Origin of the sequence: Sporosarcina trichiuri, from assembly GCF_030406775.1 — a bacterium.
Lineage (GTDB): Bacteria > Bacillota > Bacilli > Bacillales_A > Planococcaceae > Sporosarcina > Sporosarcina trichiuri.
Genome location: NZ_CP129119.1, coordinates 1,859,544 through 1,880,434, shown reverse-complemented (window position 1 = coordinate 1,880,434; position 20,891 = coordinate 1,859,544). Strand labels below are relative to the sequence as shown.

Annotated in this window: 21 protein-coding genes and 1 pseudogene; 16 read left to right on the top strand and 6 right to left on the bottom strand. The window is 55.6% G+C overall.

The genetic code is table 11. The features are described from left to right. The first annotated feature begins 386 nt into the window (after positions 1 to 386). On the top strand, positions 387 to 1,658 hold the full coding sequence (locus tag QWT68_RS09660) for a RidA family protein (RefSeq protein ID WP_290148120.1): 1,272 nt from the start codon (positions 387 to 389) through the stop codon (positions 1,656 to 1,658). Positions 1,659 to 1,708: 50 nt separating this feature from the next. Further along, positions 1,709 to 2,089 (top strand): hypothetical protein, encoded by a 381-nt coding sequence (locus QWT68_RS09655; RefSeq protein WP_290148119.1) that lies wholly within the window; start codon positions 1,709 to 1,711, stop codon positions 2,087 to 2,089. 77 nt (positions 2,090 to 2,166) lie between these two features. Here QWT68_RS09655 and QWT68_RS09650 read toward each other — a convergent pair whose 3' ends face one another. Both QWT68_RS09650 and QWT68_RS09645 read right to left on the bottom strand, forming a co-directional pair. Then, positions 2,167 to 2,862: an N-acetylmannosamine-6-phosphate 2-epimerase gene (locus QWT68_RS09650; RefSeq protein ID WP_290148118.1), complete on the bottom strand. Its 696-nt coding sequence runs from the start codon at positions 2,860 to 2,862 to the stop codon at positions 2,167 to 2,169. After that, positions 2,859 to 3,932 (bottom strand): annotated as a pseudogene (locus tag QWT68_RS09645) (PTS transporter subunit EIIC); the annotation flags it as partial. The gene QWT68_RS09650 and the pseudogene QWT68_RS09645, both read right to left, overlap by 4 nt. On the opposite strand from QWT68_RS09645, the gene QWT68_RS09640 reads away from it, so the two are divergent. After that, on the top strand, positions 3,933 to 4,652 hold the full coding sequence (locus QWT68_RS09640) for a MurR/RpiR family transcriptional regulator (RefSeq protein WP_290148117.1): 720 nt from the start codon (positions 3,933 to 3,935) through the stop codon (positions 4,650 to 4,652). Positions 4,653 to 4,898: 246 nt separating this feature from the next. On the opposite strand, the gene QWT68_RS09635 is transcribed toward QWT68_RS09640, so the two are convergent. Further along, positions 4,899 to 6,692: a M3 family oligoendopeptidase gene (locus QWT68_RS09635; protein ID WP_290148116.1), complete on the bottom strand. Its 1,794-nt coding sequence runs from the start codon at positions 6,690 to 6,692 to the stop codon at positions 4,899 to 4,901. A gap of 381 nt (positions 6,693 to 7,073) precedes the next feature. Between QWT68_RS09635 and QWT68_RS09630 the strand changes: the two genes are divergently transcribed. The 8 genes from QWT68_RS09630 to QWT68_RS09595 all read left to right on the top strand — a co-directional run bounded on the left by QWT68_RS09630 (position 7,074) and on the right by QWT68_RS09595 (position 13,454). Next, on the top strand, positions 7,074 to 8,369 hold the full coding sequence (locus tag QWT68_RS09630; RefSeq protein WP_290148115.1) for a Zn-dependent hydrolase: 1,296 nt from the start codon (positions 7,074 to 7,076) through the stop codon (positions 8,367 to 8,369). 479 nt (positions 8,370 to 8,848) lie between these two features. Beyond that, positions 8,849 to 9,124, top strand: coding sequence for a hypothetical protein (locus QWT68_RS09625; RefSeq protein ID WP_290148114.1), 276 nt, complete (start codon positions 8,849 to 8,851; stop codon positions 9,122 to 9,124). A gap of 37 nt (positions 9,125 to 9,161) precedes the next feature. Then, complete coding sequence (locus QWT68_RS09620) at positions 9,162 to 10,142, top strand: sensor domain-containing diguanylate cyclase (protein ID WP_290148113.1); 981 nt, start codon at positions 9,162 to 9,164, stop codon at positions 10,140 to 10,142. Positions 10,143 to 10,486: 344 nt separating this feature from the next. Further along, on the top strand, positions 10,487 to 11,314 hold the full coding sequence (locus QWT68_RS09615) for a methyl-accepting chemotaxis protein (RefSeq protein ID WP_290148112.1): 828 nt from the start codon (positions 10,487 to 10,489) through the stop codon (positions 11,312 to 11,314). Continuing rightward, the gene (locus QWT68_RS09610; protein ID WP_290148111.1) at positions 11,311 to 11,685 is read left to right on the top strand and encodes a DUF6508 domain-containing protein; all 375 of its coding nucleotides are present in this window, start codon (positions 11,311 to 11,313) and stop codon (positions 11,683 to 11,685) included. The genes QWT68_RS09615 and QWT68_RS09610 overlap by 4 nt, the downstream gene beginning before the upstream one ends. 73 nt (positions 11,686 to 11,758) lie before the next feature. Continuing rightward, on the top strand, positions 11,759 to 11,935 hold the full coding sequence (locus QWT68_RS09605; protein WP_290148110.1) for a hypothetical protein: 177 nt from the start codon (positions 11,759 to 11,761) through the stop codon (positions 11,933 to 11,935). Between the two features lie 49 nt (positions 11,936 to 11,984). Then, positions 11,985 to 12,965 (top strand): nuclease-related domain-containing protein, encoded by a 981-nt coding sequence (locus QWT68_RS09600; RefSeq protein ID WP_290148109.1) that lies wholly within the window; start codon positions 11,985 to 11,987, stop codon positions 12,963 to 12,965. A 96-nt stretch (positions 12,966 to 13,061) separates the two neighbouring features. After that, positions 13,062 to 13,454, top strand: a complete 393-nt coding sequence (locus QWT68_RS09595) for a hypothetical protein (protein WP_290148108.1) — start codon at positions 13,062 to 13,064, stop codon at positions 13,452 to 13,454. A gap of 34 nt (positions 13,455 to 13,488) precedes the next feature. Here the strand turns inward: QWT68_RS09595 and QWT68_RS09590 are convergent, their stop codons facing one another. Then, positions 13,489 to 15,279, bottom strand: a complete 1,791-nt coding sequence (locus QWT68_RS09590) for an alpha/beta fold hydrolase (RefSeq protein WP_290148107.1) — start codon at positions 15,277 to 15,279, stop codon at positions 13,489 to 13,491. Between the two features lie 431 nt (positions 15,280 to 15,710). Here QWT68_RS09590 and QWT68_RS09585 point away from each other — a divergent pair, with 431 nt between their 5' ends. The 3 genes from QWT68_RS09585 to QWT68_RS09575 all read left to right on the top strand — a co-directional run bounded on the left by QWT68_RS09585 (position 15,711) and on the right by QWT68_RS09575 (position 18,213). Continuing rightward, the gene (locus QWT68_RS09585; RefSeq protein WP_290148106.1) at positions 15,711 to 16,361 is read left to right on the top strand and encodes a VTT domain-containing protein; all 651 of its coding nucleotides are present in this window, start codon (positions 15,711 to 15,713) and stop codon (positions 16,359 to 16,361) included. A 297-nt stretch (positions 16,362 to 16,658) separates the two neighbouring features. After that, positions 16,659 to 17,558 (top strand): polysaccharide deacetylase family protein, encoded by a 900-nt coding sequence (locus QWT68_RS09580; RefSeq protein ID WP_290148105.1) that lies wholly within the window; start codon positions 16,659 to 16,661, stop codon positions 17,556 to 17,558. A gap of 16 nt (positions 17,559 to 17,574) precedes the next feature. Further along, a complete protein-coding gene (locus QWT68_RS09575; RefSeq protein WP_290148104.1) occupies positions 17,575 to 18,213 on the top strand; it encodes a YkyA family protein in 639 nt (212 codons plus the stop codon). A 295-nt stretch (positions 18,214 to 18,508) separates the two neighbouring features. Here QWT68_RS09575 and QWT68_RS09570 read toward each other — a convergent pair whose 3' ends face one another. Both QWT68_RS09570 and QWT68_RS09565 read right to left on the bottom strand, forming a co-directional pair. Beyond that, entirely contained in the window at positions 18,509 to 19,342 is an 834-nt protein-coding gene (locus tag QWT68_RS09570; RefSeq protein ID WP_290148103.1) for a serine hydrolase, read from the bottom strand. A 137-nt stretch (positions 19,343 to 19,479) separates the two neighbouring features. After that, positions 19,480 to 19,917: a hypothetical protein gene (locus tag QWT68_RS09565; RefSeq protein ID WP_290148102.1), complete on the bottom strand. Its 438-nt coding sequence runs from the start codon at positions 19,915 to 19,917 to the stop codon at positions 19,480 to 19,482. 63 nt (positions 19,918 to 19,980) lie between these two features. Between QWT68_RS09565 and QWT68_RS09560 the strand changes: the two genes are divergently transcribed. Together QWT68_RS09560 and QWT68_RS09555 are read left to right on the top strand one after the other, a co-directional pair. Beyond that, the gene (locus tag QWT68_RS09560; protein ID WP_290148101.1) at positions 19,981 to 20,181 is read left to right on the top strand and encodes a hypothetical protein; all 201 of its coding nucleotides are present in this window, start codon (positions 19,981 to 19,983) and stop codon (positions 20,179 to 20,181) included. Positions 20,182 to 20,333: 152 nt separating this feature from the next. Continuing rightward, positions 20,334 to 20,879 (top strand): helix-turn-helix domain-containing protein, encoded by a 546-nt coding sequence (locus tag QWT68_RS09555; protein ID WP_290148100.1) that lies wholly within the window; start codon positions 20,334 to 20,336, stop codon positions 20,877 to 20,879. The last annotated feature ends 12 nt before the right edge of the window (positions 20,880 to 20,891 follow it).

Here is a 20,891-nt window from a genome sequence, read left to right as displayed (position 1 = left end):
CATGACGCTGCGTCGTGCTCTTTTTTTGTGGGGCTGGACGGGTGAATTGTGTCCGGATGCCGATAAATTCGACGAAGTGTCCGATAGTGCGTGCCGAGTGTCCGATACCTCCGGCGGATTGTCCGATACTTATGGCGATCTGTCGGATACCGCCCGTGATTTGTCCGATATGGCCCGGGCGGACGAACGCTGGCCAGCTTCCCGTGTCGTGGAACGCCAATCGCATAAAAAAGGATTCATGCGGTCTTGCAATTTCATAAAAACAGCATTTTTCGAAAACTGCCGTGGTATGGTTGTTGAATGGGTGAGACCGGAAATGGCATACCTTCGGACGTGTGAACACCGGACGCCGTACATAATTTTTCATTGAAAAGGGGACGAGATTCATGACAAACTTCAACGCAGTATCCGCTACGAATACGGAGCATGCACCGAGCGGAAACGGACTTTCTTCACAAAGCGCGGCATTCTCCCACTACAACAACCTGTCGGTACAGCTGCCGATCGATCCGTCGACCGGGAACCTGGTCGCTGGCGGTATCAAGGAGCAGGCAGACCAGTGTTTTAAGAACATCGAAGCGATCGTGAATCACCTCGGTCACGTCATGAGTGACGTTGCCCGCCTCAGCGTATTTGTCAAGGATATCCAGGACGTGGATGCGGTGGATGAGGTCTTCAAGACGTACTTCCCGACCTACGTGCCATCCCGCACGACAGTCGCGGTTGCGGCGCTGCCGATGGATGCCTTGGTGCAGATCGAGGCACTTGTGACGCATGGCGAAGGGACGATTCCGAACGCACCGCAGGCGGGCGATCTCATCAAGCTGACGAACAACACGCCGAATGCACCGGTGAGCCCGCTGTCGACGCAGACTGTATCGTTCTCCCACTATAACAACCTGTCGGCACAGCTGCCGATCGATCCAAAGACGGGCCGCGTAGTTGCGGGCGGCGCAAAAGAGCAGGCGGTCCAGTGCCTGAAGAATATCAAAGCAATTCTTGAAAGTATCGACGTGCCATTCGATGACATCGTGAAGACGACGATCTTCCTGACCGATCTTTCGGATGCAGACGTGGTGGATGACGTCTACAAGACATTCTTCCCGGATTCTGCAATTGCACGGGCGGTTGCCTACGTACCGGCGCGCACGGTCGTACAAGCGGCAGCACTGCCGCTTGGCGCGTCCGTCCAGATCGAAGCAGTCGTCTCGCATGGTGACGGCACGCCGCCGCAGGAAATCGAAGACCGTCACGGCATCGTGATCTGGGCGCGGAACACAGATAACGCGCCGAAGAACCCGCTGTCGACGCAGACAGTCGCCTTCTCCCACTACAATCACTTGTCCGCACAGCTTCCATTGGATCCGGCGACAGGCAAACTGGTTGATGGCGGTGCGAAAGAGCAGGCGGAACAATGTCTGTCGAACATCAAGGCGATCGTGGAAAGTATCGATCATGTCCTCGAAGATACGGTGAAAGTGAACATCTACGTGAAAGACCTGTCGGATCTCGACGAGGTGAATGAAGCGTACAAGTCCTTCTTCCCGGAAGGCACACCGGCCCGCCGCGTGGTTGGCGCGTCTGCACTGCCACACGGCGCATTGGTTCAGATCGATGCCATCGTAGGAAACGCGGAAGGCACACCGCCGAACGCATAATGAATACAGTTCCCCCGCTGGCCTGACAGATGGCCGGCGGGGGTTTCTATGTGGGTGAATTGTGTATGGATGCCGATACATTCGGTGATATGTCCGATAGTGTGCGCCAACTGTCCGATACTTCGCATGAAGTGTCCGATATGCCAAGCCGAGTGTCCGATACTTCCCGAGTTATGGCCGATACAGCACGCGGGGAGAAGAGCGGGCTTGCCGGTTTTCTGCGCGGCACGAGGGGTGGCAAGCACTCGGAGAGGTCGCCGCGGATGAGGGGGCTCGACAGAAAACGAGCGCCAGCGAGCACCATTCAGGCTCTTGAATTGTGTCTGGATGCCGATACATTCGGCGGAATGTCCGATAGTGTGCGCCAACTGTCCGATACTTCCGCGAAAGTGTCCGATACAGCGCGCCATTTGTCCGATACCTCCGGCTAAGTGTCCGATACACCATGCGACTCGAGAAAAACAGCCGGCAGGGGATCGACTTCCTGCCGGCTGTTCACCGTGACTCCTTATAAGTCCGCTCCGTGCAGTTCACGGACGAATTTCTTCGTGATGTCGCGCGGGCGGGTGATCGCGCCGCCGACGACGGCTGCGTAGGCGCCGAGGTCGAAGGCGCGCTTCAGCATGGCGGGGGTTTCGATGTTGCCCTCCGCGATGACCGGCGTCTGGACCGCTGCGATGACTTCCTTCAGGAATGCAAAATCGTCGTGGTGGATCTTGCAGCCTGCCGTATCGGCGGTATAGCCGTGCAGCGTCGTGCCGATGTAGTCGAAGCCGAGCTGCTCGGCGCGGACGGCTTCTGCGACTGTTGCGATGTCCGCCATGAGTTCGATGCCGGGTGCTTCACTGCGGATATAACGCACGAGATCTTCAATCGGCTCTGCGGGACGTGCGGCCATGGTGGCGTCCATTGCGATCACCTCACAGCCCGCGCTGAGCAGTTCGTCGATCTCTTTCCGGGTGGCGGTGATGTAGACGTCCGATCCGTCATAGTCCCGTTTGACGATGCCGATGACGGGCAGCGTGACTTCCTGCCGGATGGCTTCGATGTCCGTCTTCGAATTCGCCCGGATGCCTTTTGCGCCGCCTTCGTAGGCAGCGAGCGCCATCTTGCTCATGATGAAAGACGAATGCAGCGGCTCGTTCTCGAGCGCCTGGCAGGAGACGATCAGGTCGGACGGCAGTTTCAGGTTGCGGTTGCTCATCGTTCCAGCTCCTCTTCCACTTCGTTCTTGATGATCGACACGTGCGGGCCGTAGACGACCTGGACGCCAGTGCCGTTCATGATGACCCCTTTGCTGCCGGTAGAAGCGAACGCGTTCTGATCGACGAGCGCCGGGTCGCTGACCGTCACACGGAGACGGGTCGCACAGTTGTCGAGATCCTGGATGTTGCCTTTGCCGCCGAGTGCGTCGATGATCTGGTGCGGACGGCTGCCCTGCGGGTCGACGGACGGTACTGCTTCGCCGTCAGCTGCCGGTTTTTCATCTTCCCGGCCCGGGGTTTTGAAGTTGAATTTCCGGATGACGAACTTGAACGTGAAGTAGTACAGGAAGAACCAGACGATGCCGACCGGGATGACATACAGCCAGTTCGTCTTGTCCTGTCCCTGCAGCACCCCGAACAGGATGAAGTCGATGAAGCCGCCCGAGAATGTCTGGCCGATCGTGATGTTGAGAATATCCGCCATCATGAAGGCGAGTCCGTCAAAGATCGCATGGATCAGATAGAGGACCGGCGCGACGAACAGGAACGAGAACTCGAGCGGTTCCGTGATCCCGGTCAGGAACGAGGTCAGTGCCGCCGACAGCATGAGGCCGCCGACGACCTTTTTGTGTTCGGGCTTTGCCGTATGGTAGATCGCAAGCGCTGCACCGAGCAGGCCGAACATCATCGTGATGAAGCGGCCGGACATGAATCGGGACGTGCCCTCGAAGAACCGGGTCGTCGTCGGGTCACTCAGCTGGGCGAAGAAGATGTTCTGCGTCCCCTGGACGAGATGACCGCCGATCTCGAGCGCGCCGCCGAGACCTGTCTGCCAGAACGGCAGGTAGAAGATATGGTGCAGGCCGAACGGTCCGAGCATCCGGAGTATGAAACCGTACAGGAACGTGCCGACGACGCCGGTTGCGTTGACGAGGTTGCCGGCTTCCGCGATCAGGTTCTGGAAAATCGGCCAGACGAAATACATGACTGTTCCGAGGATGATGGATGAAAACGCCGTGACGATCGGGATGAACCGCGAGCCGCCGAAGAAGCCGAGATACTGCGGCAGATGGAAGATAAGCAGGTGGCGCTGAAATCCATCACTGATCTAGCAAAGGAAATTGACGTATCTCCTTCAAGTATCACCCGCTTCTGCAAAAGGATGCAGTTCGACAATTTCCAGCAGCTGAAATACGCAATGCTCGAGGCATCGGCAGACCGGGATCGGGAAGAGGATGACATCAGACGGGTGTCGGATCTGTATGTGACGGTCATCCGGTCGACCCAGCAGTTCCTCGAGATGGAACAGATCGCCCGCATTGTGGATCGTCTGCAGAAGGCGGACCGGGTGCTGTTCTGCGGTGTCGGGAATTCAGGGCTGATCGCAGAAGAGTTCAACAGCCGGACGGAGCGGATGGGGATGGACACGGCGGCGATGACGGACGCTCATACGATGGTGATGCGGAGTGCCCTGCTTGGTGAACGGGATGTGCTCATGTGCTTCTCGGCGACCGGCAAGACGCAGAGCGTGCTCGCTGCGGCCCGCGAAGCGAAAGCGAACGGCGCCGGCCTGATCGTCGTGACGACAAGCGGCGCCGAGGAACTGACCGATCTTGCGGACGAAATCGTCTTCGTGGCAAATCACGTGCTGGCCGCGGACGATAAATTCATCAACACGCAGATCTCGAGCCTGTTCTTCCTCGATGTGCTCACGTACCGGCTGCTCGAGAACCCGGATCTGCAGGCGGAGCGAGCGAAGACGCTCGCGGCGCTTGCGCGGTTCAGGTGATAGGGGAAGTGAAGAGGCGGGCAGGCAGGTTCGGGCTGCCCGCTTTTTGAATTGTGTCTGGATGCCGATAAATTCGATGAAGTGGCCGATAGTTCACAAGTTCTGTCCGATAACTCGGGCGAGGTGTCCGATAGTTCACACGAAATGGCCGATACTTCACACGAAACGTCCGATACGGCAAATGTCCACGCAAAAAAACGCCCGGCGCTGCTCCTGATGATCAGAAGGGGCGCCGGGTGTTTTCCTTTAGTCCTTTGTCAGTTCCAGGAATTCCTGCACGTCATCCGCGCAGAGCCGGATGGCGTTCTCCCAGAACTCCGGTTTCGTCAGGTCGACGCCGAGGTGCTTGTCGGCGAGGTCCTCGACGGTCATGCGGCCGGTGTCCTGCAGCAATGCGATGTAGTCGTCCTCGAAGCTGCTGCCCTGCTCGAGCGCATGGGCGTAGATGCCGAGACTGAACAGGTAGCCGAACGTGTACGGGAAGTTGTAGAACGGCGTGCCGGTGATGTGGAAGTGCAGTTTGGACGCCCAGAACATCGGGTCGTATTCGCTGAGTGCGTCGTTATACGCTTCCTTCTGCGCCTCGACCATGAGCCGGTTGAGCTGGTCGACGGGCACCATGCCGTCGCGGCGTGCTTCATAGAATTTCAGCTCGAACAGGAACCTTGAATGGATATTCATGAAGAACGTCACGCCGCGGCGGACTTTGTCTTCGAGCAGGGCAATTTTCTCCTCTTTCGTCGCTGCCTGCTTGACGGCGGCATCCGCCAGGATCATTTCGGCAAACGTGGACGCCGTTTCCGCGACGTTCATGGCGTAGCCCTGGTTCTTGATGTGCAGTTCATTCATGACGTGCTGATGGAAGCCGTGTCCGAGTTCGTGGGCGAGCGTCGCCAGGTTCGAGGCGGACCCCGAGTACGTCATGAAGATGCGGGTCTGCTCCTTGTTCGGGAAGCTCGTGCAGAAGCCGCCCGGACGTTTGCCGGCACGGTCTTCCGCCTCGATCCAGCGGTTCTCGAACGCTTTCTCCGCGAAGTCGGCCATCTTCGGGCTGAACTTGCGGAACTGACCGATGATGCGGTCCGCCCCTTCCGTGTAGGAATACGTCGTCGCACTCTTGCCGATCGGCGCGCCGATATCATAGATGCGCAGCTTGTCGAGGCCGAGCAGCTGCGCTTTCCGATCGAGGAACTCCACAAATACCGGTTTGCTGCGCTCGATCGCGCCCCACATCGCGTCCAGCGTCTCGCGCTTCATCCGGTTCTTCTCGAGCGGCTCGTGCAGGATGTCGTCCCAGCCGCGGTGCTTGTACACCTGCAGGCGGAAGCCGCCGAGGTGGTTCAGCGTCTGGCCGAAGAGGGGGGCGTTCTTCTGCCATTCTTCCTGGATTTTATCGAATAAATCCTTCCGTTCCGCGGCGTCCGGCGTTGACATCTTGTTGGATGCCTGACCGATGGAATACTGTTTCGTTTCGCCGTCCTCCTCGATCGGCACGGACATGCTGCCGACAATCGTTTCGTACATCTGGTTCCATGCGTGATAGCCGTCGACGGACAGGTCGTTGATGAGCACTTCCTGATCGAGCGGCAGCAATTCCTTCGCACGGCGGCGCGCTTCCGTCAGCGGGAAGGCGATGTCGCGTAGCTCATCCGACTGCATCAGTTCATCCCATTTCCCGTCATCGATACCTTTCAGCTTCTGATCGAGTTTCGTGCCGACGGCGGCCATCTGTGCGCCGAGCTCGCCGCGTTTCGCGACCCAGACGGCAGCGTTTTCATCGTGGACGTCCTGTGCGCTCAGGCAGCTGATATAGGCGGACACGTCACGGAGCTGCTTCTGGACAGGGAAAATGCTGTCCATGATGGCACCGAGAGATTCCGCTGTCGCTTCAGCCGGCTCGAAGTGATCCAGCTTCCCGCTGATCTCACCGATCTCCTCTTTCAGCCGTTCCACCGTCTGCTGCAGTTCCCCGGACGTACTGCCCCCTTTGAATATCTGGTCCAAGTCCCACTTCGGATTGAGTTCTTTCGTCTGTGCCAATCGAATCGCTCCCTTTTGAAAGTATATTCTAAGTATAAAGATAGTTTGACAGAAAATCCATAACCCGGACTTTTCGGGTTCGGAAATAATTAGTTTGGGCGCATTGAATTGTGTGCAGATGCCGATAAATTCGGTGAAATGTCCGATATGCTTCGCCATATGTCCGATATGGCAAGGTGAATGTCCGATACTTCACGCAAAATGTCCGAGAGTTCACAAGTTACGGCCGATATCACGTGGTGAGTGACGGGTTTATAGAATAAAAGAAAAATGAAAATACCTGTCCGGCAGTACATGCGGGCAGGTGTTTAGGCATTGGTGGCGAATATGCAAGGTAATGAGTACGAGGATGCCCGCGGGTGTCCGGGAGGAGTGGGACTGATGCTTTTATCCAATACATTATTTTCGAGATTGACAGCGGGCTATAATGAATCGCTGTCCCGCGGGGGTATCGACGGGCAGCGGGTCGCCGAGCGGCTGAGCATGCTGTCGGAGATCGGCCGGACGGCGGATGGCGGTGTGGACCGGCCGGGATTTTCGCCGGAAGAGAAGCATGCGAAACTGCTGGTGGCGTCCTGGATGGAGGAAGCCGGACTGCAGGTGAGGGAGGATGGTGCCGGCAATGTGATTGGCAGGCTCGAAGGATCGGCTGTCGGTCCTGCCGTGCTGTCCGGCTCACATGTGGACAGCGTGCCGAACGGCGGGAATTTCGACGGACCGCTCGGTGTCATCGCGGCTCTCGAAGTGGCGGAAGCGTGGCGGGAAACGGGTCATCAGCCGGAAAGACCATACGAAGTGATCGTCTTCTCCGACGAGGAAGGCTCGCGGTTCGGCTCCGGACTGACGGGCAGCCACGCGATGGCCGGGGAACTGACCGGTGAGCGGATGGGCAGTGTCCGGGATATGGACGGGCGGACATTCGCCGAAGTGATGGATGCGTACGGGACGTCGGTGGCTGATGTCTGCTCGGCGGCGCGGGACTGGCGCGAGGCCGGCCTGTTCGTCGAGCTGCATATCGAGCAGGGAAAGAAGCTGGAGCGCGCAGGATTCGCGGTCGGAGCGGTGAAAGGGATCGCGGGTCCCGTCTGGATCGACGTGACGTTTGAAGGGACTGCGGGCCATGCGGGCAATACGCCGATGGACGACCGGCGCGATCCGCTCGTGGCGGCAAGCCATTTTGTGCACGCTGTCTCGTCGCTGCCGCGCAAATTCAGCGAGACGGCTGTCGCGACGGTCGGCAGGCTGACCGTCAGCCCGAACGGCATCAACGTCATCCCGCAGAAAGTGGAACTGACGGTGGATGTGCGGGACATCCATGAGGACAAGCGGACGCAGCTGGTGGAAGCGATCATCGGGGCTGCGCAAGTGTCCGCCACTATGCATGATGTGGATGTTGCGACCCGGCAGATGCTGTCGGTCGACCCGCTGCTCGTGCAGGAAGACCTGCTGGCGGACATGAACGCTGCGATCGAGGATCTCGGCATGACGCCGATGGACCTCGTCAGCGGCGCCGGGCACGACGCCATGGTGATCGGCCGGAAAGTGCCGGCCGCCATGCTGTTCGTCAGGAGCAGGAACGGCGTCAGCCACAACCCTGCCGAATGGACGGATCTGAACGATTGCGTGAAAGGGATCCATGTGCTGAAAGCGTTCATCGAGAAACGGATGGAAGACTGAATGGTGTGAAGCAGGTTGCAGGATCCTCTGACCGGATGCCGGGTTGGAGGATTTTTCGCGTGCCGGGAAAAGCTGCGGAGCGGACGTCCTGGGTGGTGAATTGTGCCTGGATGCCGATAAATTCAGCGAAATGTCCGATACTTTGCCCGATATGTCCGATACGCCGCGGCAAGTGTCCGATATCCAGCGGTATGTGTCCGATACTGCTCAGCGGTCATTCAGGGGGTGCATGCTTACTGGTGAGCATCTTGGAAATCTGCTGCTCAGAGGACAACAGCTTATTGGACAGATGAATTGCATGTCGAGAATATAGTTTACAAGGTAATAACTCTCAAACTGGTAGTTAAAAAAGACTATATACTATTTACCTATATGAAGAATAATGGTATACTCTCAGAAATGGTTTGATTTCTAGTATCTGCCTTACTGACTACATATCATTGCAGGAGCAGTGAGGGGATCTGAGAGGAACAGGAACAATGGAATTCATCGACTATCTGAAAAACCGGCATGAGCTGCAGCCGGGTGCCCGCAGACTGTCGGACGTATCCGCCGAACAGTATGCGAACCGTCTTCATAACCTACAGCGCAAAGGGATCTACCAGGGGCAGTCCGATATCACGGATCATATGCTGCGGGAGATCGACAAGGAATATAAGCGGGGGCTCGATCTGTACCCCCGGACGATCCGGTACTATATAGAATACCAGGCATATCTGGAACGTTTGGAAAAGTGTCAGGAGGCTATTAAGTAAGATAGCCATGACAAGAGGCTGACAGGAGGGGCATTTGTTGGGGATCATCACTTTGCTGAAGAATTTACTTGCCATATTTACAGAGCGGTCTGCCAGGAAGCCTGCGGCATCGGATGGATTTTCCGGAACCGGTTCCTTGCCGGGCCGTGAACTGCTGGACATGCTGGATAATTCGCAGGACGTGATCTACTACTTCCTGATAGATCCGGAGCCGAAATTCATCTACCTGAGCCCCGCGATCGACGTGTGGCTCGGTGAAGGCACAGCGGCTGCCGCCATGCAGGACCCTTCCGTCCCGTTCAGCCTGGTGCATCCGGAAGACCGTCCTAAGATGGATGACAAAGTGAGCGGGCAGGTCGACTACAGTGAGCCACTCATCCAGAGGTGGCGGGACCGCGATGGGGTGTACCATTGGTTCGAAGAGCGGATGACACCCCTGTATCAAGATGGCCGGCTCATTGCACTGCAGGGCGTGACGCGGAATATCGATGGCCGCATGGACTATCAGCAGCAGCTGGAGTACCAGGCGACCCATGATGCGCTGACCGGCCTGCACAACCGGACCTATTTTGACAGTGTCATGGAATTGCTGGATCAGGAGGTTGCCGATCAGGCTGGACTGATCGTGCTGGATGTCGACAAGCTGAAAACCGTGAACGACCGGAACGGCCACGACGCGGGGGATGTCCTGCTGCAGAGAGGCGCGCGGTTCCTGAAGAGATTCGCAGCGGAGCAGACGACCGTGGCACGGATCGGCGGGGATGAGTTCACAATCCTCGTCCGCGGGGCTGACACACACCGCATCATGGACGGCTTCATGGAAATCCTGTCTGACGAACTTGCCCGGTACAATGCGGTACATGCAGGCGAAGAACTCCATCTGTCCTACGGCTGCGCTTTCACGGAGCATTCGATAGGGAACATGGGGAGACTGTTCAGGACGGCGGATCAGGAAATGTACCGCCATAAAGCGGAGCGGCAGCATGATGGGACTGGCAGCCGCTGTATGCCGGTGTAACGTACACACACAACCGTCCATATGAGATGAGAACCCATGACATAACGCTGTCATGGGTTTTTTGTGCTTGTACCAGGAGGATGGATCTGTACCTAAAACCGAGACACCAGGAAGGCTGGTTCATGGCCCCATCTTTCAATCCTATACTCAGTCCGGAGAAAATCAGTGAATTCATCGCGGGTAATGGGTATTTATATTCAGATATTCATGTTACAATAACAAGCACTAATTTCCCTGTAAACTGATTTGCGTCAAGTTGCAGAAAGTGGCTATGGATAACGGAACCGGTCTCGAATCGACCATGAACTAATGAAAGAACTTTCTTATGTGAGGAGTGGGCGGACATGAGTGATCAGAGGATGAATGACACTGGAAACAGCGGCCAGGTGTTGGATGAGAAACGGGTGCTCGCGGCGCTGGAGTCGAATTTGGCAATGATCGAATTCGATCGGGACGGCAAGGTGCTCTGGGGGAACGAACAGTTCGCAGGGACACTCGGCTATACGGTGTCCGAAATCACGGCAATGCACCACAGGCAGTTCTGCACGGAACAATTCCGGAGCAGCAGGGAATACACGGCCCTGTGGAAATTGTTGCGGGAAGGCCGGAAGTTCCAGGAGAAAATCTGCCGTGTCAGCAAGACGGGCAGGCTCGTATCCTTGGAGGCGACATATATTCCTGTCAAGAACGATGCAGGGGAAGTGGATGCAGTGCTCAAGATTGCAACGGACATCACTGAACGTGAGAACCAGACAATCGGCATCGTCTCCCAGCTGAAAGCCCTGTCGGAAGGGCTGAGTGCCACCATTACAGAGACCGCGCTGGAGAACCGGAAAGCGATCGGCTCCCTGAAGAATCAGGCCGAATCAATCCGGCAGATTTCCAACTCGATCCGCAGCATCTCAGTCCAGACCAATATACTCGCGCTCAATGCCGCCATCGAAGCGGCCCGTGCCGGTGAGCATGGCCGCGGTTTCCAGGTCGTTGCCACGGAAGTCCGCAAACTGGCGGGCAATGTGGAGAAGGCGATCACGAAGGTGAATGGCAATGTCGATCTCATTTCGACAGATGTGGAGAAAGTGAGCCGCCTGACGGAAAGCTCCCAAAATACAGTGTTCGCCACCCAGCAGGAGATCGAAACCGCAATGGCGACATTTGAGGGGATCGTATGAAAGACTTGTCGAAGCTGTATGCTCATCTGCCTTATTTCGAACAGACGGCCGGGCAGGAGCCGCGCCGCCTGATCAAAGAAGCCGGCGTGTTCTACGTGGAATATGAACAGGACATGAATGATTTCCTGGATGCTTATTATGCTGCGGAATGGACGGACACGGCATACCCGGATACACTGGCGGGCGCCGGCATCACCTCGCCGGCGGACATGGAAGCGGCGATTTCGGGTGCGGATCGGCCGCTGCTGAAGGCGATGCTCACGCAGATGGTGCGGGAAGAGCGGTTCGGAACGGGGGCGCTCGCCCGATATGCGGGCAGCGGCCTCATCGCCGGGGTGCTGCGCCGGATGAAGGAACTGGAAGACGCGTGAATCAGGATATTCGCACAAGGGCACAGCCGAACAGGGGCGGTGTCCTTTTTTGTGGTGCGGAAAGAGTATGCGGGTGCTTGAATTGTGTCCGGATGCCGATAAATTCGGCGAAGTGTCCGATACTTTGCGCCAAGTGTCCGATAAGTCCGGTGAACTGTCCGATATCTCGCGCCAAGTGTCCGATAACAGCCTTGATCTGGCGGATAGGCGGCCCCTCATGCAAGTGAACTCACAGGAACATGCTGAGTGAATTGTGATATCTGAAAAGCGTGATATGATAATAAGGAACATGAAAGGAAGTGACACCCATACTGATGAAAGAGCGGACAGCACCCGTCCTGATCGAAGGGCTGGAGGCTGCTGTCAGACGAATTCCCCGGTCTCACCCCGTCTCCCCCAATCTGCAAAGCCGGCTGTCTGCCGCCAAAGCAGGTTACGGCGGTGAACTTGAACTGGACCGCGTGCTGAACACCTACAAGTTTCCCCACGAAATCCTTGAGTTCCATGATCTCTCCCTTGTTTCCCACACCCTGTTCCAAATGGATACCCTCTTGCTGACCGAGCAATTCGCCTTGATTTGTGAAGTGAAGAATATGGCGGGGGATCTGGTGGTGACAGAGAACCCGCCACAGCTGATCCGGACAGCGGACGACGGGACCCTCAGCGGTTTCCTGAGTCCGCTCGCACAGGTGCACACCACATGCAAGCTGTTCGAGGGCTGGCTGCGCGCCCGCGGAGTCCATCTGCCTGTTTATGGCTGTGTTGTCATGGCATATGCCAAGCAGCGTATCACTCTGCCGAATACTGAAATTCCTACTTTGTTTCCAAAACTGGTGCCGGGATATGTCGGGGAGCTGATGACTGGCTCCGGCGGTCTGACGACAGATGAATTGGCGCTGCTCGGCCAACGGATCTTGGAAAGCCATCAGGGTTTCAATCACAAACCGATCTGTGAGAGGTTCGATGTCCCAACCGAAGTGATCAAAGGAGGGGTTGCCTGTCCTGACTGCGACCGGCTCGGTATGTGGAAACGCGGCAAAGGATGGTATTGCCCGGCGTGCAAGTGCCGCTCGATGACTGCCCACGAGCAGGCCATCCGAGATTGGTTCTGGCTGACGGGTAAGCCGCTGACCAATGCGGCATGCCGTGCGCTGCTGGGAATTGACTGTCCCAGAACAGCACTCCGTCTCCTGCGTGCTATGGAACTGACGGCTGTCGGAAATAAACGCGGCAGAACATATTCAATGCAATTGCACATGGAACTCGCGAAGCACACATAACCTCTGTGTGCTTTTCTGATGGGATGAACCATGCAGGCTGCGTCAGGTGCTATAAAGGTGCATTGTGCACAGCGAATGTATGTAGTGATGGTCATCATGAGGAACAGCATTCAGGCCCTCGAATTGTGTGTGGATGCCGATAAATTCCGCGAAGTGTCCGATAAGCCCGGCGAAATGGCCGATACGCTGCATCAAATGTCCGATACCGGCTATAATTTGTCCGATATGCCCCAGCCTCTATGGCTTGTCCCATATATCGCGCCAGCGAGCCGTCATGGACGTAACAAACTGTCGCGTCCGAGGGGATCGCTACAGAAAACGAACGAAGTGAGCACCATTCAGGCCCTTGAATTGTGTCTGGATGCCGATAAATTCGGTGGAATGTCCGATACTTCGCGCCAAATGTCCGATACTCTACGTGAAATGTCCGATACCGGCCATCATTTGTCCGATACCCCCGCTGCATCTGAACAGAGAAAAGCCCCGTGACTGCACTTTAGTCAGGGGGCGGTGCCATCGTCGGTCAAGCCTGGTGGGCTTCCAGAAACTCGAGCATTGTCTGGATGACTTTGATTTCATTCTCTTTCTTCGAGAAACCGTGTCCTTCGTCGTCCAGCACCAGATACTCGACTTCACGACCCTTGTCGCGGAGCTTCTGGACGATCTGATCGGACTCTTTCTTGACGACCCGCGGATCCTTCGCCCCTTGGATGACGAGCATCGGCTTGGTCATGCCATCCAGGTACGTCACAGGGGAGTCCTTGATGAACCGCTCTTTGTCGCGCTCGGGATCGCCGAGCCAGCGTTCCATGATCGGCTTCCAATGCGGCGGCACGGATTCGACGAATGTGAAGAGATCCGATGGGCCGAAGATATCGATGACAGCACGGAACAGCTCCGGATGACGGCCGTGCAGCAGGAGCGCCATATAGCCGCCGTAACTGCCGCCGACGAGGAACAGTTTCTCGGGTTCCGTGATTTTGTTCGCAACAAGCCATTCCACTCCGGCCACACAATCGAGCCGCGGGCCGTGCCCCCAATCCTGTTCGACGAGTTTGACGAATTCCGAACCGTAGCCTGTGCTGCCGCGGAAATTCGGTGCGAATACGGAATAGCCGCGGTTCAGGAACGACTGGAACATGGCGCGGAAATTCTTGCGTTCGGCCGCCTGCGGTCCGCCGTGCGGCCAGAAGATTGTATGGCCATTGTCGTTCTCCGGCTTTGCCCGGAACAGCAGGGCCTCGATCTCCATGCCATCGAATGACGTATAGTGCACCACATCGGGCTCCACCATGTCATCTTCCGTTACGCCGAGCACCCGGTTTTCGGTCAACGATTTCCAGGAACTTCCTTCTTCTGAAGAGAAGATATTCGGCGGGACGGCTGCGCTTCTGCCGAGTACATATAGATTACCGGATTTTGCAGTATGGATTTGATCCACCGTATCGACCGGCAGCTGCAATGGTGTCAGGCTGTCGTCTGCAGGTGAGTAGGAATACAGCGCATCGGTCACTCCTCTTTCTGTCAGCATGTAAAACACTTGGCGCTCCTTGTTCCACTGGATCGATGTTATGCTCTCTTTTTTCACTGTGAGAACTTTGCTGAACTCATCGCGCTCCAGATCATACTTCGCCAAGTAGTGATCGTCGCTGTCGAAGTTCGTGATGAAATGAACCGTCTTTTCGTCGGTGAATACCGGATTGAAAACAACGTGCACCTTGTCTTTATCGGGTGTCACATATCGGATGCCGTCCTCGGTTTTCACGAAAGCTGTCACATACGTGTTGGCAAACGACTGCGTGAAAACGAATGCTTTTTCCTCGTCCGACACGGCTGCCAGGTAGGTTGGTGCAGTTCCCCCTTCATGGATCAGCGAATCGCTGTCATCATCCAAGTCGCGGACCCGCGTATTCAGGAAGTTCGGATTGCCTTCGGACGTCATGTAGTACACCCGGTTTCCATCCTCACTCAAATGGCTGAAGAAATATTTCTCATCGGGATTACCAGTGATCAATCCCTCCGGCAGACCGCCAGCGGCAGGCAGTGCATAGATCTGATAATTCTCATCACCATCATTATCAAAGCCGGCCAGCACAAAGCGGTTTTCCGGGTCAATTTTAATGAAGTTGCATGACTCATCTTTGTGAGCGAACTGATAGGGGAATGAACCGGGAAGATCCAAAGCCCAAAGGTTCATCTTCCCATTGAGATTTGCATTGAACACCAAGCGGGATTCGTCTTTTGAAACAGCGAAATTTGTAAGCGCATAAGTCCTGAAAAACTGCTCGACCTGCGGTTTTGGAAACGAAATCATTGCATACGTCCTCTCTTCGTCTAGTTTTCTCTCTGTCCCTATTTTACAGTACAGTTGGAATAGTTCAACAATATGATGTTGGCAAACCAAAAGCCGGAGAGTTGTGTCTGGATGCCGATAAATTCGGTGGAATGTCCGATACTTTGCGCCAAATGTCCGATACTTTGCGCCAAATGTCCGATAAGTCCGGCGAAGTGTCCGATATCTCGCGCCGAATGTCCGATATGCCCTTGCAGAGAATCATACGCGACAGAAAAAGCGGCGTGGACGCAAGGTCCATGCCGGTTTTCCAATTATCTACTGATGACGCACAAAAATAAGAGTGTTTTACATCCGTTCCGTGTATACTGAACTTTATCGAAACCGAGGAGGCGGCCGTACATCTGGACTTGCCGGCCCCGGAAACAAAATGGAGACAGAGGAGCGCCATTATGCATCTCATTGAGGGACTGATCAGTTTCATTCTTCACATCGACCAGCATCTGATCGACATCATCCAGATGTTCGGGGGCTGGTCGTACGCCATATTATTTTTGATCATCTTCGTCGAAACAGGGCTTGTCGTGTTCCCGTTCCTGCCCGGCGATTCGCTGCTGTTTGCGAGTGCTGCGCTGGCAGCGGCAGGCGCATTCAATATCTGGCTGCTCGTCATCGGATTCCTTGCGGCCGCGATTATCGGGGACAGCGTCAATTACCAGATCGGGAAGTCGGCTGGGAAAGGTCTGTCGGCCACCCGCTGGTTCGGGAGGCTCATCAGCCAGGACAAATTGGAAGCCGCCGAACGGTTTTTCAATAAACACGGCGGCAAGACGATCGTCATCGCCCGCTTCATGCCGTTCATCCGGACATTCGCTCCGTTCGTCGCGGGCGCAAGCCGCATGGACTACCGTCATTTCCTGATGTACAACGTCGCGGGCGCCGTCCTCTGGGTAGGGCTCTGTACGTCGCTCGGCTTCCTGTTCGGCAATATCCCGGTCGTGAAAGATAATTTCTCGGCAGTCCTGCTGTTCATCATCGCACTGTCCGTCGTTCCGCCGCTGGTCGGACTTGTGAAAAACAAGTTCCGCGGCAAACCGGCATGAGTCAGAGTTGCACCCAGATCCTCCTCCCCTCACAGGGCAGGAGGATTTTTTCGTTTGAATTGTGCCGGGATGGTCCTGTCTTATGGACTGGTAAGCCGGACTGAGTCCGAAGGTGCGGGTAGTCCGTCCGGTCAATCGGCTAGATAGTTTCGTAACGTCATATCGACCGGGACAAAAAAACTATCAATCTGCCAGTCTTGCGGTGTCGTTTTTTGGCTGTTCATGGTAAAATGAAAAAATTGAAGTTGAATTGTGAGCAGGGGACGGGACTCCTCTGCGATGCAGGGAGTGAAGCACATGAAGAAGCGATTGAACCGGAAGGGCAGGGTGTTATCGATTTTATTGGCGGCTGTGGTACTGCTGCTGGCAGTCGGTCTGCTGCTGCCCTATCAGAAAGAGGGGAATGAGCAGGATGCCCGGACGGCGGCGCTCGGGACACTGACGGTTTCAGCGGCACCGCTTGCGGAGTTCAAGGGATCGGCATTCCGCCAGTCGGTTGTGGAAAAACACCGCCGGGACAAAGAGGCGGCACGCAAGGAAGCTGTCGCAAAACAGAACGCAGCGGATGCGAAAGAGCGGGCGATCTATCTGACGTTCGACGACGGACCGTCCAGCCATGTGAACCAGCTGCTCGACCTGCTGGATCAGTATCAGATGAAAGCGACGTTCTTCATGCTCGGGCCGAACATCAAGGAGTACCCCGATTCACTGAAGCGCATGGAGAAATCGGGCCATGGACTTGCCCTGCACGGCATCACCCACCAGGCCGGCAAGATCTACAGCGGTCCGGAAACGCCGGCGAAAGAGATGGCAGATGACCGGGACATCGTGAAGCAAGTGACCGGTGTCACGACCAATATCGTCCGCCTGCCGTACGGGAGCATTCCCTATCTGACGGAGGAGATGCGCGATGAGCTGGATAAGGAGGATTTCCATGTATGGGACTGGCATGTCGACAGCAGGGACTGGGAACTGAAGGACCAGCGCTTCGTTCAGCATACGATCGATGGCATCCGCAGCATGACGGCTGCGGGTGTCGCGCCGGTCATCCTGCTGCATGACAAGCCTGCGACCATCCAGCATCTGCCCGCGCTTCTTGCCTACATCAAGAAGGAGGGCTATAAGACCAAAGTGATCACGAACGATACACCGCCTGTCACGTTCCAATGTGAAGGCCGCTGTTACGCCATCAAGTAGATCGGAGGGTACCATCATGAAACGAATCGCAGGACTCCTGCTGCTGGCCGGTGTCCTCGCTGTGCTGGCCGGATGCCAGACGGATCAGAAGAAGGCGGAGACGATCCGCGCAACGCTGGATGACGCGGTGCAGCTGGAACAGCAGGTCAGCACTGATCAGAAAGAACTTGCCGCCGAGCGGGACCAGGTGGAAGCCATCTACGAAAAAGTGCTGGCGATGAAGAGTGCAGATACGGATGCCATCCAACGGCTTGCAGGCTCCCACGAAGTGTCGGCGGAGAAGCAGCAGCTGGACGCGGCGATCAAAGATTTCCAGGCTGTCCATGAAAAGATCATGTCCATCGAAAGCAGTATCGGCAGCATCAAAGACGACGAACAGAAGGCGGAAGCCGAAAAACTGCTGACGCTGGAAGACGGACGGAAGAAAGCGATGGATGCCTACTTCACTGCTTACAAACAGCAGCTGGACACCGAGACTGCATTTTTCGATCAGCTGGAGCAGGGAAAATTCGATCTGAAGACGATCGATGAGCAAGTGGAGACGATCAACGGAGCGACTGGCAAGATGACGGATGCCATCGACCGCTTCAATGCGGCGACGAAACAGTTCAACGGTGCCCAGCAGACGTATTTCAATATGGCCGGCCTGGATTGACAGGCTGGCTGCATCACCCCTTGTGCCGATTGTCCGGTATGAGGGGTTTTTTGTGGCCGGACATCGGCAAATTGTGCCTGGATGCCGATAAATTCAGCGAAGTGTCCGATAGTTCACAGGTTGTGTCCGTTATCCCACGTGAAGTGTCCGATAGTTCACAAGTTATGGCCGATATCCCGCGTGAAATGGCCGATACTCCACAAGCAATCGCCGATAATACGTCCTTCCGCTGAAGGGGAATGCCTGCGGAGCCATAGGAAACCCCCTCCATCCTGCTGGGTGGAGGGGGTTGCATTCATCGGGCGAGCGGCTCGAGTGACGAACTGTCATCCGGTGACAGTGTTTCCGCTGACATATAGTCGATGATGAGGCGGCCGATCTGGGCGATGGTCTGCTGGCCGTCGTGATTATACTGCCAGTCGGTCGTGAGCACGGCCAGATCCACACGCATCCGGTCATTTTCGAAATAGGCGATATCATGCTCGGTGCCGGGAAGAGTGCCGGTCTTGTTGCCGATGATCAGCGTTTCATCGAAAATCGGCTGATAGGCAGGCAGTTTGTCGATGAGCTGCTGATCCCGCATGATCGTTTTCAGCTGCTGCTTGCTTTTCATTGACAGATGCTTGCTGGCCGGGTCCAGGCATTCGAGGAACCGCACCATATCCCGGGCAGTTGCGACGTTTTCCAGCCCGAGCGCAAGGGCATCGTAATCCATGAACTTGCGGGTCAGCTTGGAACCGGCCGCGCCGACTTCATTGAAAAACGATTGGATCCGGTCGAGGCCGGTATGCTCGATGACGAGATTCGCCGCCGTGTTGTCGGACACGATGATCGATAGCGTGATGGCATTCAGCAGACTGATCTCCCCGAACCCGCTCATGTAGGCAAGAACACCCGAGCCGCCGACAGGCTCATGGATGGGGAGGCGTGTGTCCAAATGCAGCTCACCGCGGTCGACGGCAGCCAGGCAGGCCATCGCAATTGGAACTTTCAGGACGCTGGCTGACCGCTTGACGTCATCGGCTCCGATGGCGATCGTGCCGTCCGGCGTCCGGACACAGATGGAAACGTTACCTGTCGAACCGCCTGCCAGCAGACCAAGCTGCTGTTCTAGTTGTGTGAAATTCATCTCATTCACCTTTCCCCTTTCCCCATGCTTTTTCTTCCATATTATCATGCAAGGGCCAAAAGAAGATATAAGAAAATAAAATCCTGTGAATATTCTATCTGACCACATGGCTGAGCCGCAGAGTTATCCTGCCTATGTCAGTCATTTTTTGGCTTGGCCACTTGCACGTGACGCAGTCCGTTCTGCTTGAATTCCTGTTCGTATGCGAGTTCGGCCTGACTTTTGGCACGTGTATATGCCTCTTCGGACAGGAACCCGTATCCCGCCTGCAGTGCCTCCTTGGCCGCCATCCGGTTCACGAGCTCCTGCCAGAATACAGCGTTATTATATTGGTCCACAATCGGACGCATCTCCTGTTCATAGGCGTCGTTCGGATAATACGCAGCCGCTTCGGCATCGTAGGAGACCAGGTCGCCGAAGCCGAATGCCTCCGCATGTGCACAAAATGTCCGGAGCATGTCGTCGTAACACGTGAGGCGATCCTCGTACAGCCGGACGCCGTTTGCGGTCCATTCCCCTAAACACAGCATGTCCAGCATATGCCGGTACTGCTCCTTCGTCAGATCGATCTGCATGCATATCACTCACTTTCCGCTCATTTTCTCTAATCCTACCACAGACGCGACCGGTGGCAAGTGATGGACCTGGAATTGTGTCCGGATGCCGATAAATTCGGTGAAGTGTCCGATAGTTTGTCCGAAATGTCCGATACTTCCGATGAACTGTCCGATACTGCACGCCAAATGTCCGATATCTACGGCGAAGCGTGCGATATTGAAGCCCGGCTTTACGGTTGGTATCGAATTTCAAAACGATTACTCCTGGTCTCTCTCGCCTGAACATCTTCATGTAAATATATCTATTGTTGCAATATATAAATACTTTCACAAATATATTATTTTAGATAATTCAAATTTTATATTGCATTCTGCCATATAATTATGCTATAGTCATAAAAATTACACTCACACAGTAATCGGAGGTTGTAATCTTGGAAGAACTTCATACCCGCATCAAAGCTCTACGAGTCGAAAGAAGCCTGACGCTGAAGGAGATGAGCGATCAGACAGGCCTGTCACTCAGCTTTTTATCGCAGATCGAAAGAGGGGCTTCCTCGCTGTCCATCAGTTCCTTGAAAAAGATTTCAGATGCGCTCGGCATCCACATCAACTATTTTTTCCAAGACGAAGAGGAAGTCCGGCATTTCGTGGTGCGTAGCGAAGACCAGCATCCGTTCACGACAGGAAAAGGAAGTCAGACCTACGCACGGCTGACGGGCACATTCAGCAACCGGCGGCTGGAACCGCTGAAAGTGACGCTCCCGCCAAGGATGCATGAAGAGCATTCCTACAGCCACAGCGGCGAGGAATTCTATTACGTGCTCCAGGGAGAGGTCATCTTCTACTTGAACAATGAAAAACACCATCTGCTTGAAGGGGATACGATCCATTTTCCGTCCAGCATGATCCACCAGTGGGAAAATCCTCTGGAGACCGAGAGTACGGTGCTCAGCGTCGTGACCCCAACTATATTTTAAGAAGGAGTGTTC

Coding starts and splice junctions, on each gene's coding strand:
- QWT68_RS09660 (WP_290148120.1), top strand. CDS start 387: ATGACAAACTTCAACGCAGTATCCGCTACGAATACGGAGCATGCACCG.
- QWT68_RS09650 (WP_290148118.1), bottom strand. CDS start 2,862: ATGAGCAACCGCAACCTGAAACTGCCGTCCGACCTGATCGTCTCCTGC.
- QWT68_RS09640 (WP_290148117.1), top strand. CDS start 3,933: ATGGAAGATAAGCAGGTGGCGCTGAAATCCATCACTGATCTAGCAAAG.
- QWT68_RS09630 (WP_290148115.1), top strand. CDS start 7,074: ATGCTTTTATCCAATACATTATTTTCGAGATTGACAGCGGGCTATAAT.
- QWT68_RS09625 (WP_290148114.1), top strand. CDS start 8,849: ATGGAATTCATCGACTATCTGAAAAACCGGCATGAGCTGCAGCCGGGT.
- QWT68_RS09615 (WP_290148112.1), top strand. CDS start 10,487: ATGAGTGATCAGAGGATGAATGACACTGGAAACAGCGGCCAGGTGTTG.
- QWT68_RS09610 (WP_290148111.1), top strand. CDS start 11,311: ATGAAAGACTTGTCGAAGCTGTATGCTCATCTGCCTTATTTCGAACAG.
- QWT68_RS09595 (WP_290148108.1), top strand. CDS start 13,062: ATGAGGAACAGCATTCAGGCCCTCGAATTGTGTGTGGATGCCGATAAA.
- QWT68_RS09590 (WP_290148107.1), bottom strand. CDS start 15,279: ATGATTTCGTTTCCAAAACCGCAGGTCGAGCAGTTTTTCAGGACTTAT.
- QWT68_RS09585 (WP_290148106.1), top strand. CDS start 15,711: ATGCATCTCATTGAGGGACTGATCAGTTTCATTCTTCACATCGACCAG.
- QWT68_RS09580 (WP_290148105.1), top strand. CDS start 16,659: ATGAAGAAGCGATTGAACCGGAAGGGCAGGGTGTTATCGATTTTATTG.
- QWT68_RS09575 (WP_290148104.1), top strand. CDS start 17,575: ATGAAACGAATCGCAGGACTCCTGCTGCTGGCCGGTGTCCTCGCTGTG.
- QWT68_RS09570 (WP_290148103.1), bottom strand. CDS start 19,342: ATGAATTTCACACAACTAGAACAGCAGCTTGGTCTGCTGGCAGGCGGT.
- QWT68_RS09565 (WP_290148102.1), bottom strand. CDS start 19,917: ATGCAGATCGATCTGACGAAGGAGCAGTACCGGCATATGCTGGACATG.
- QWT68_RS09560 (WP_290148101.1), top strand. CDS start 19,981: ATGGACCTGGAATTGTGTCCGGATGCCGATAAATTCGGTGAAGTGTCC.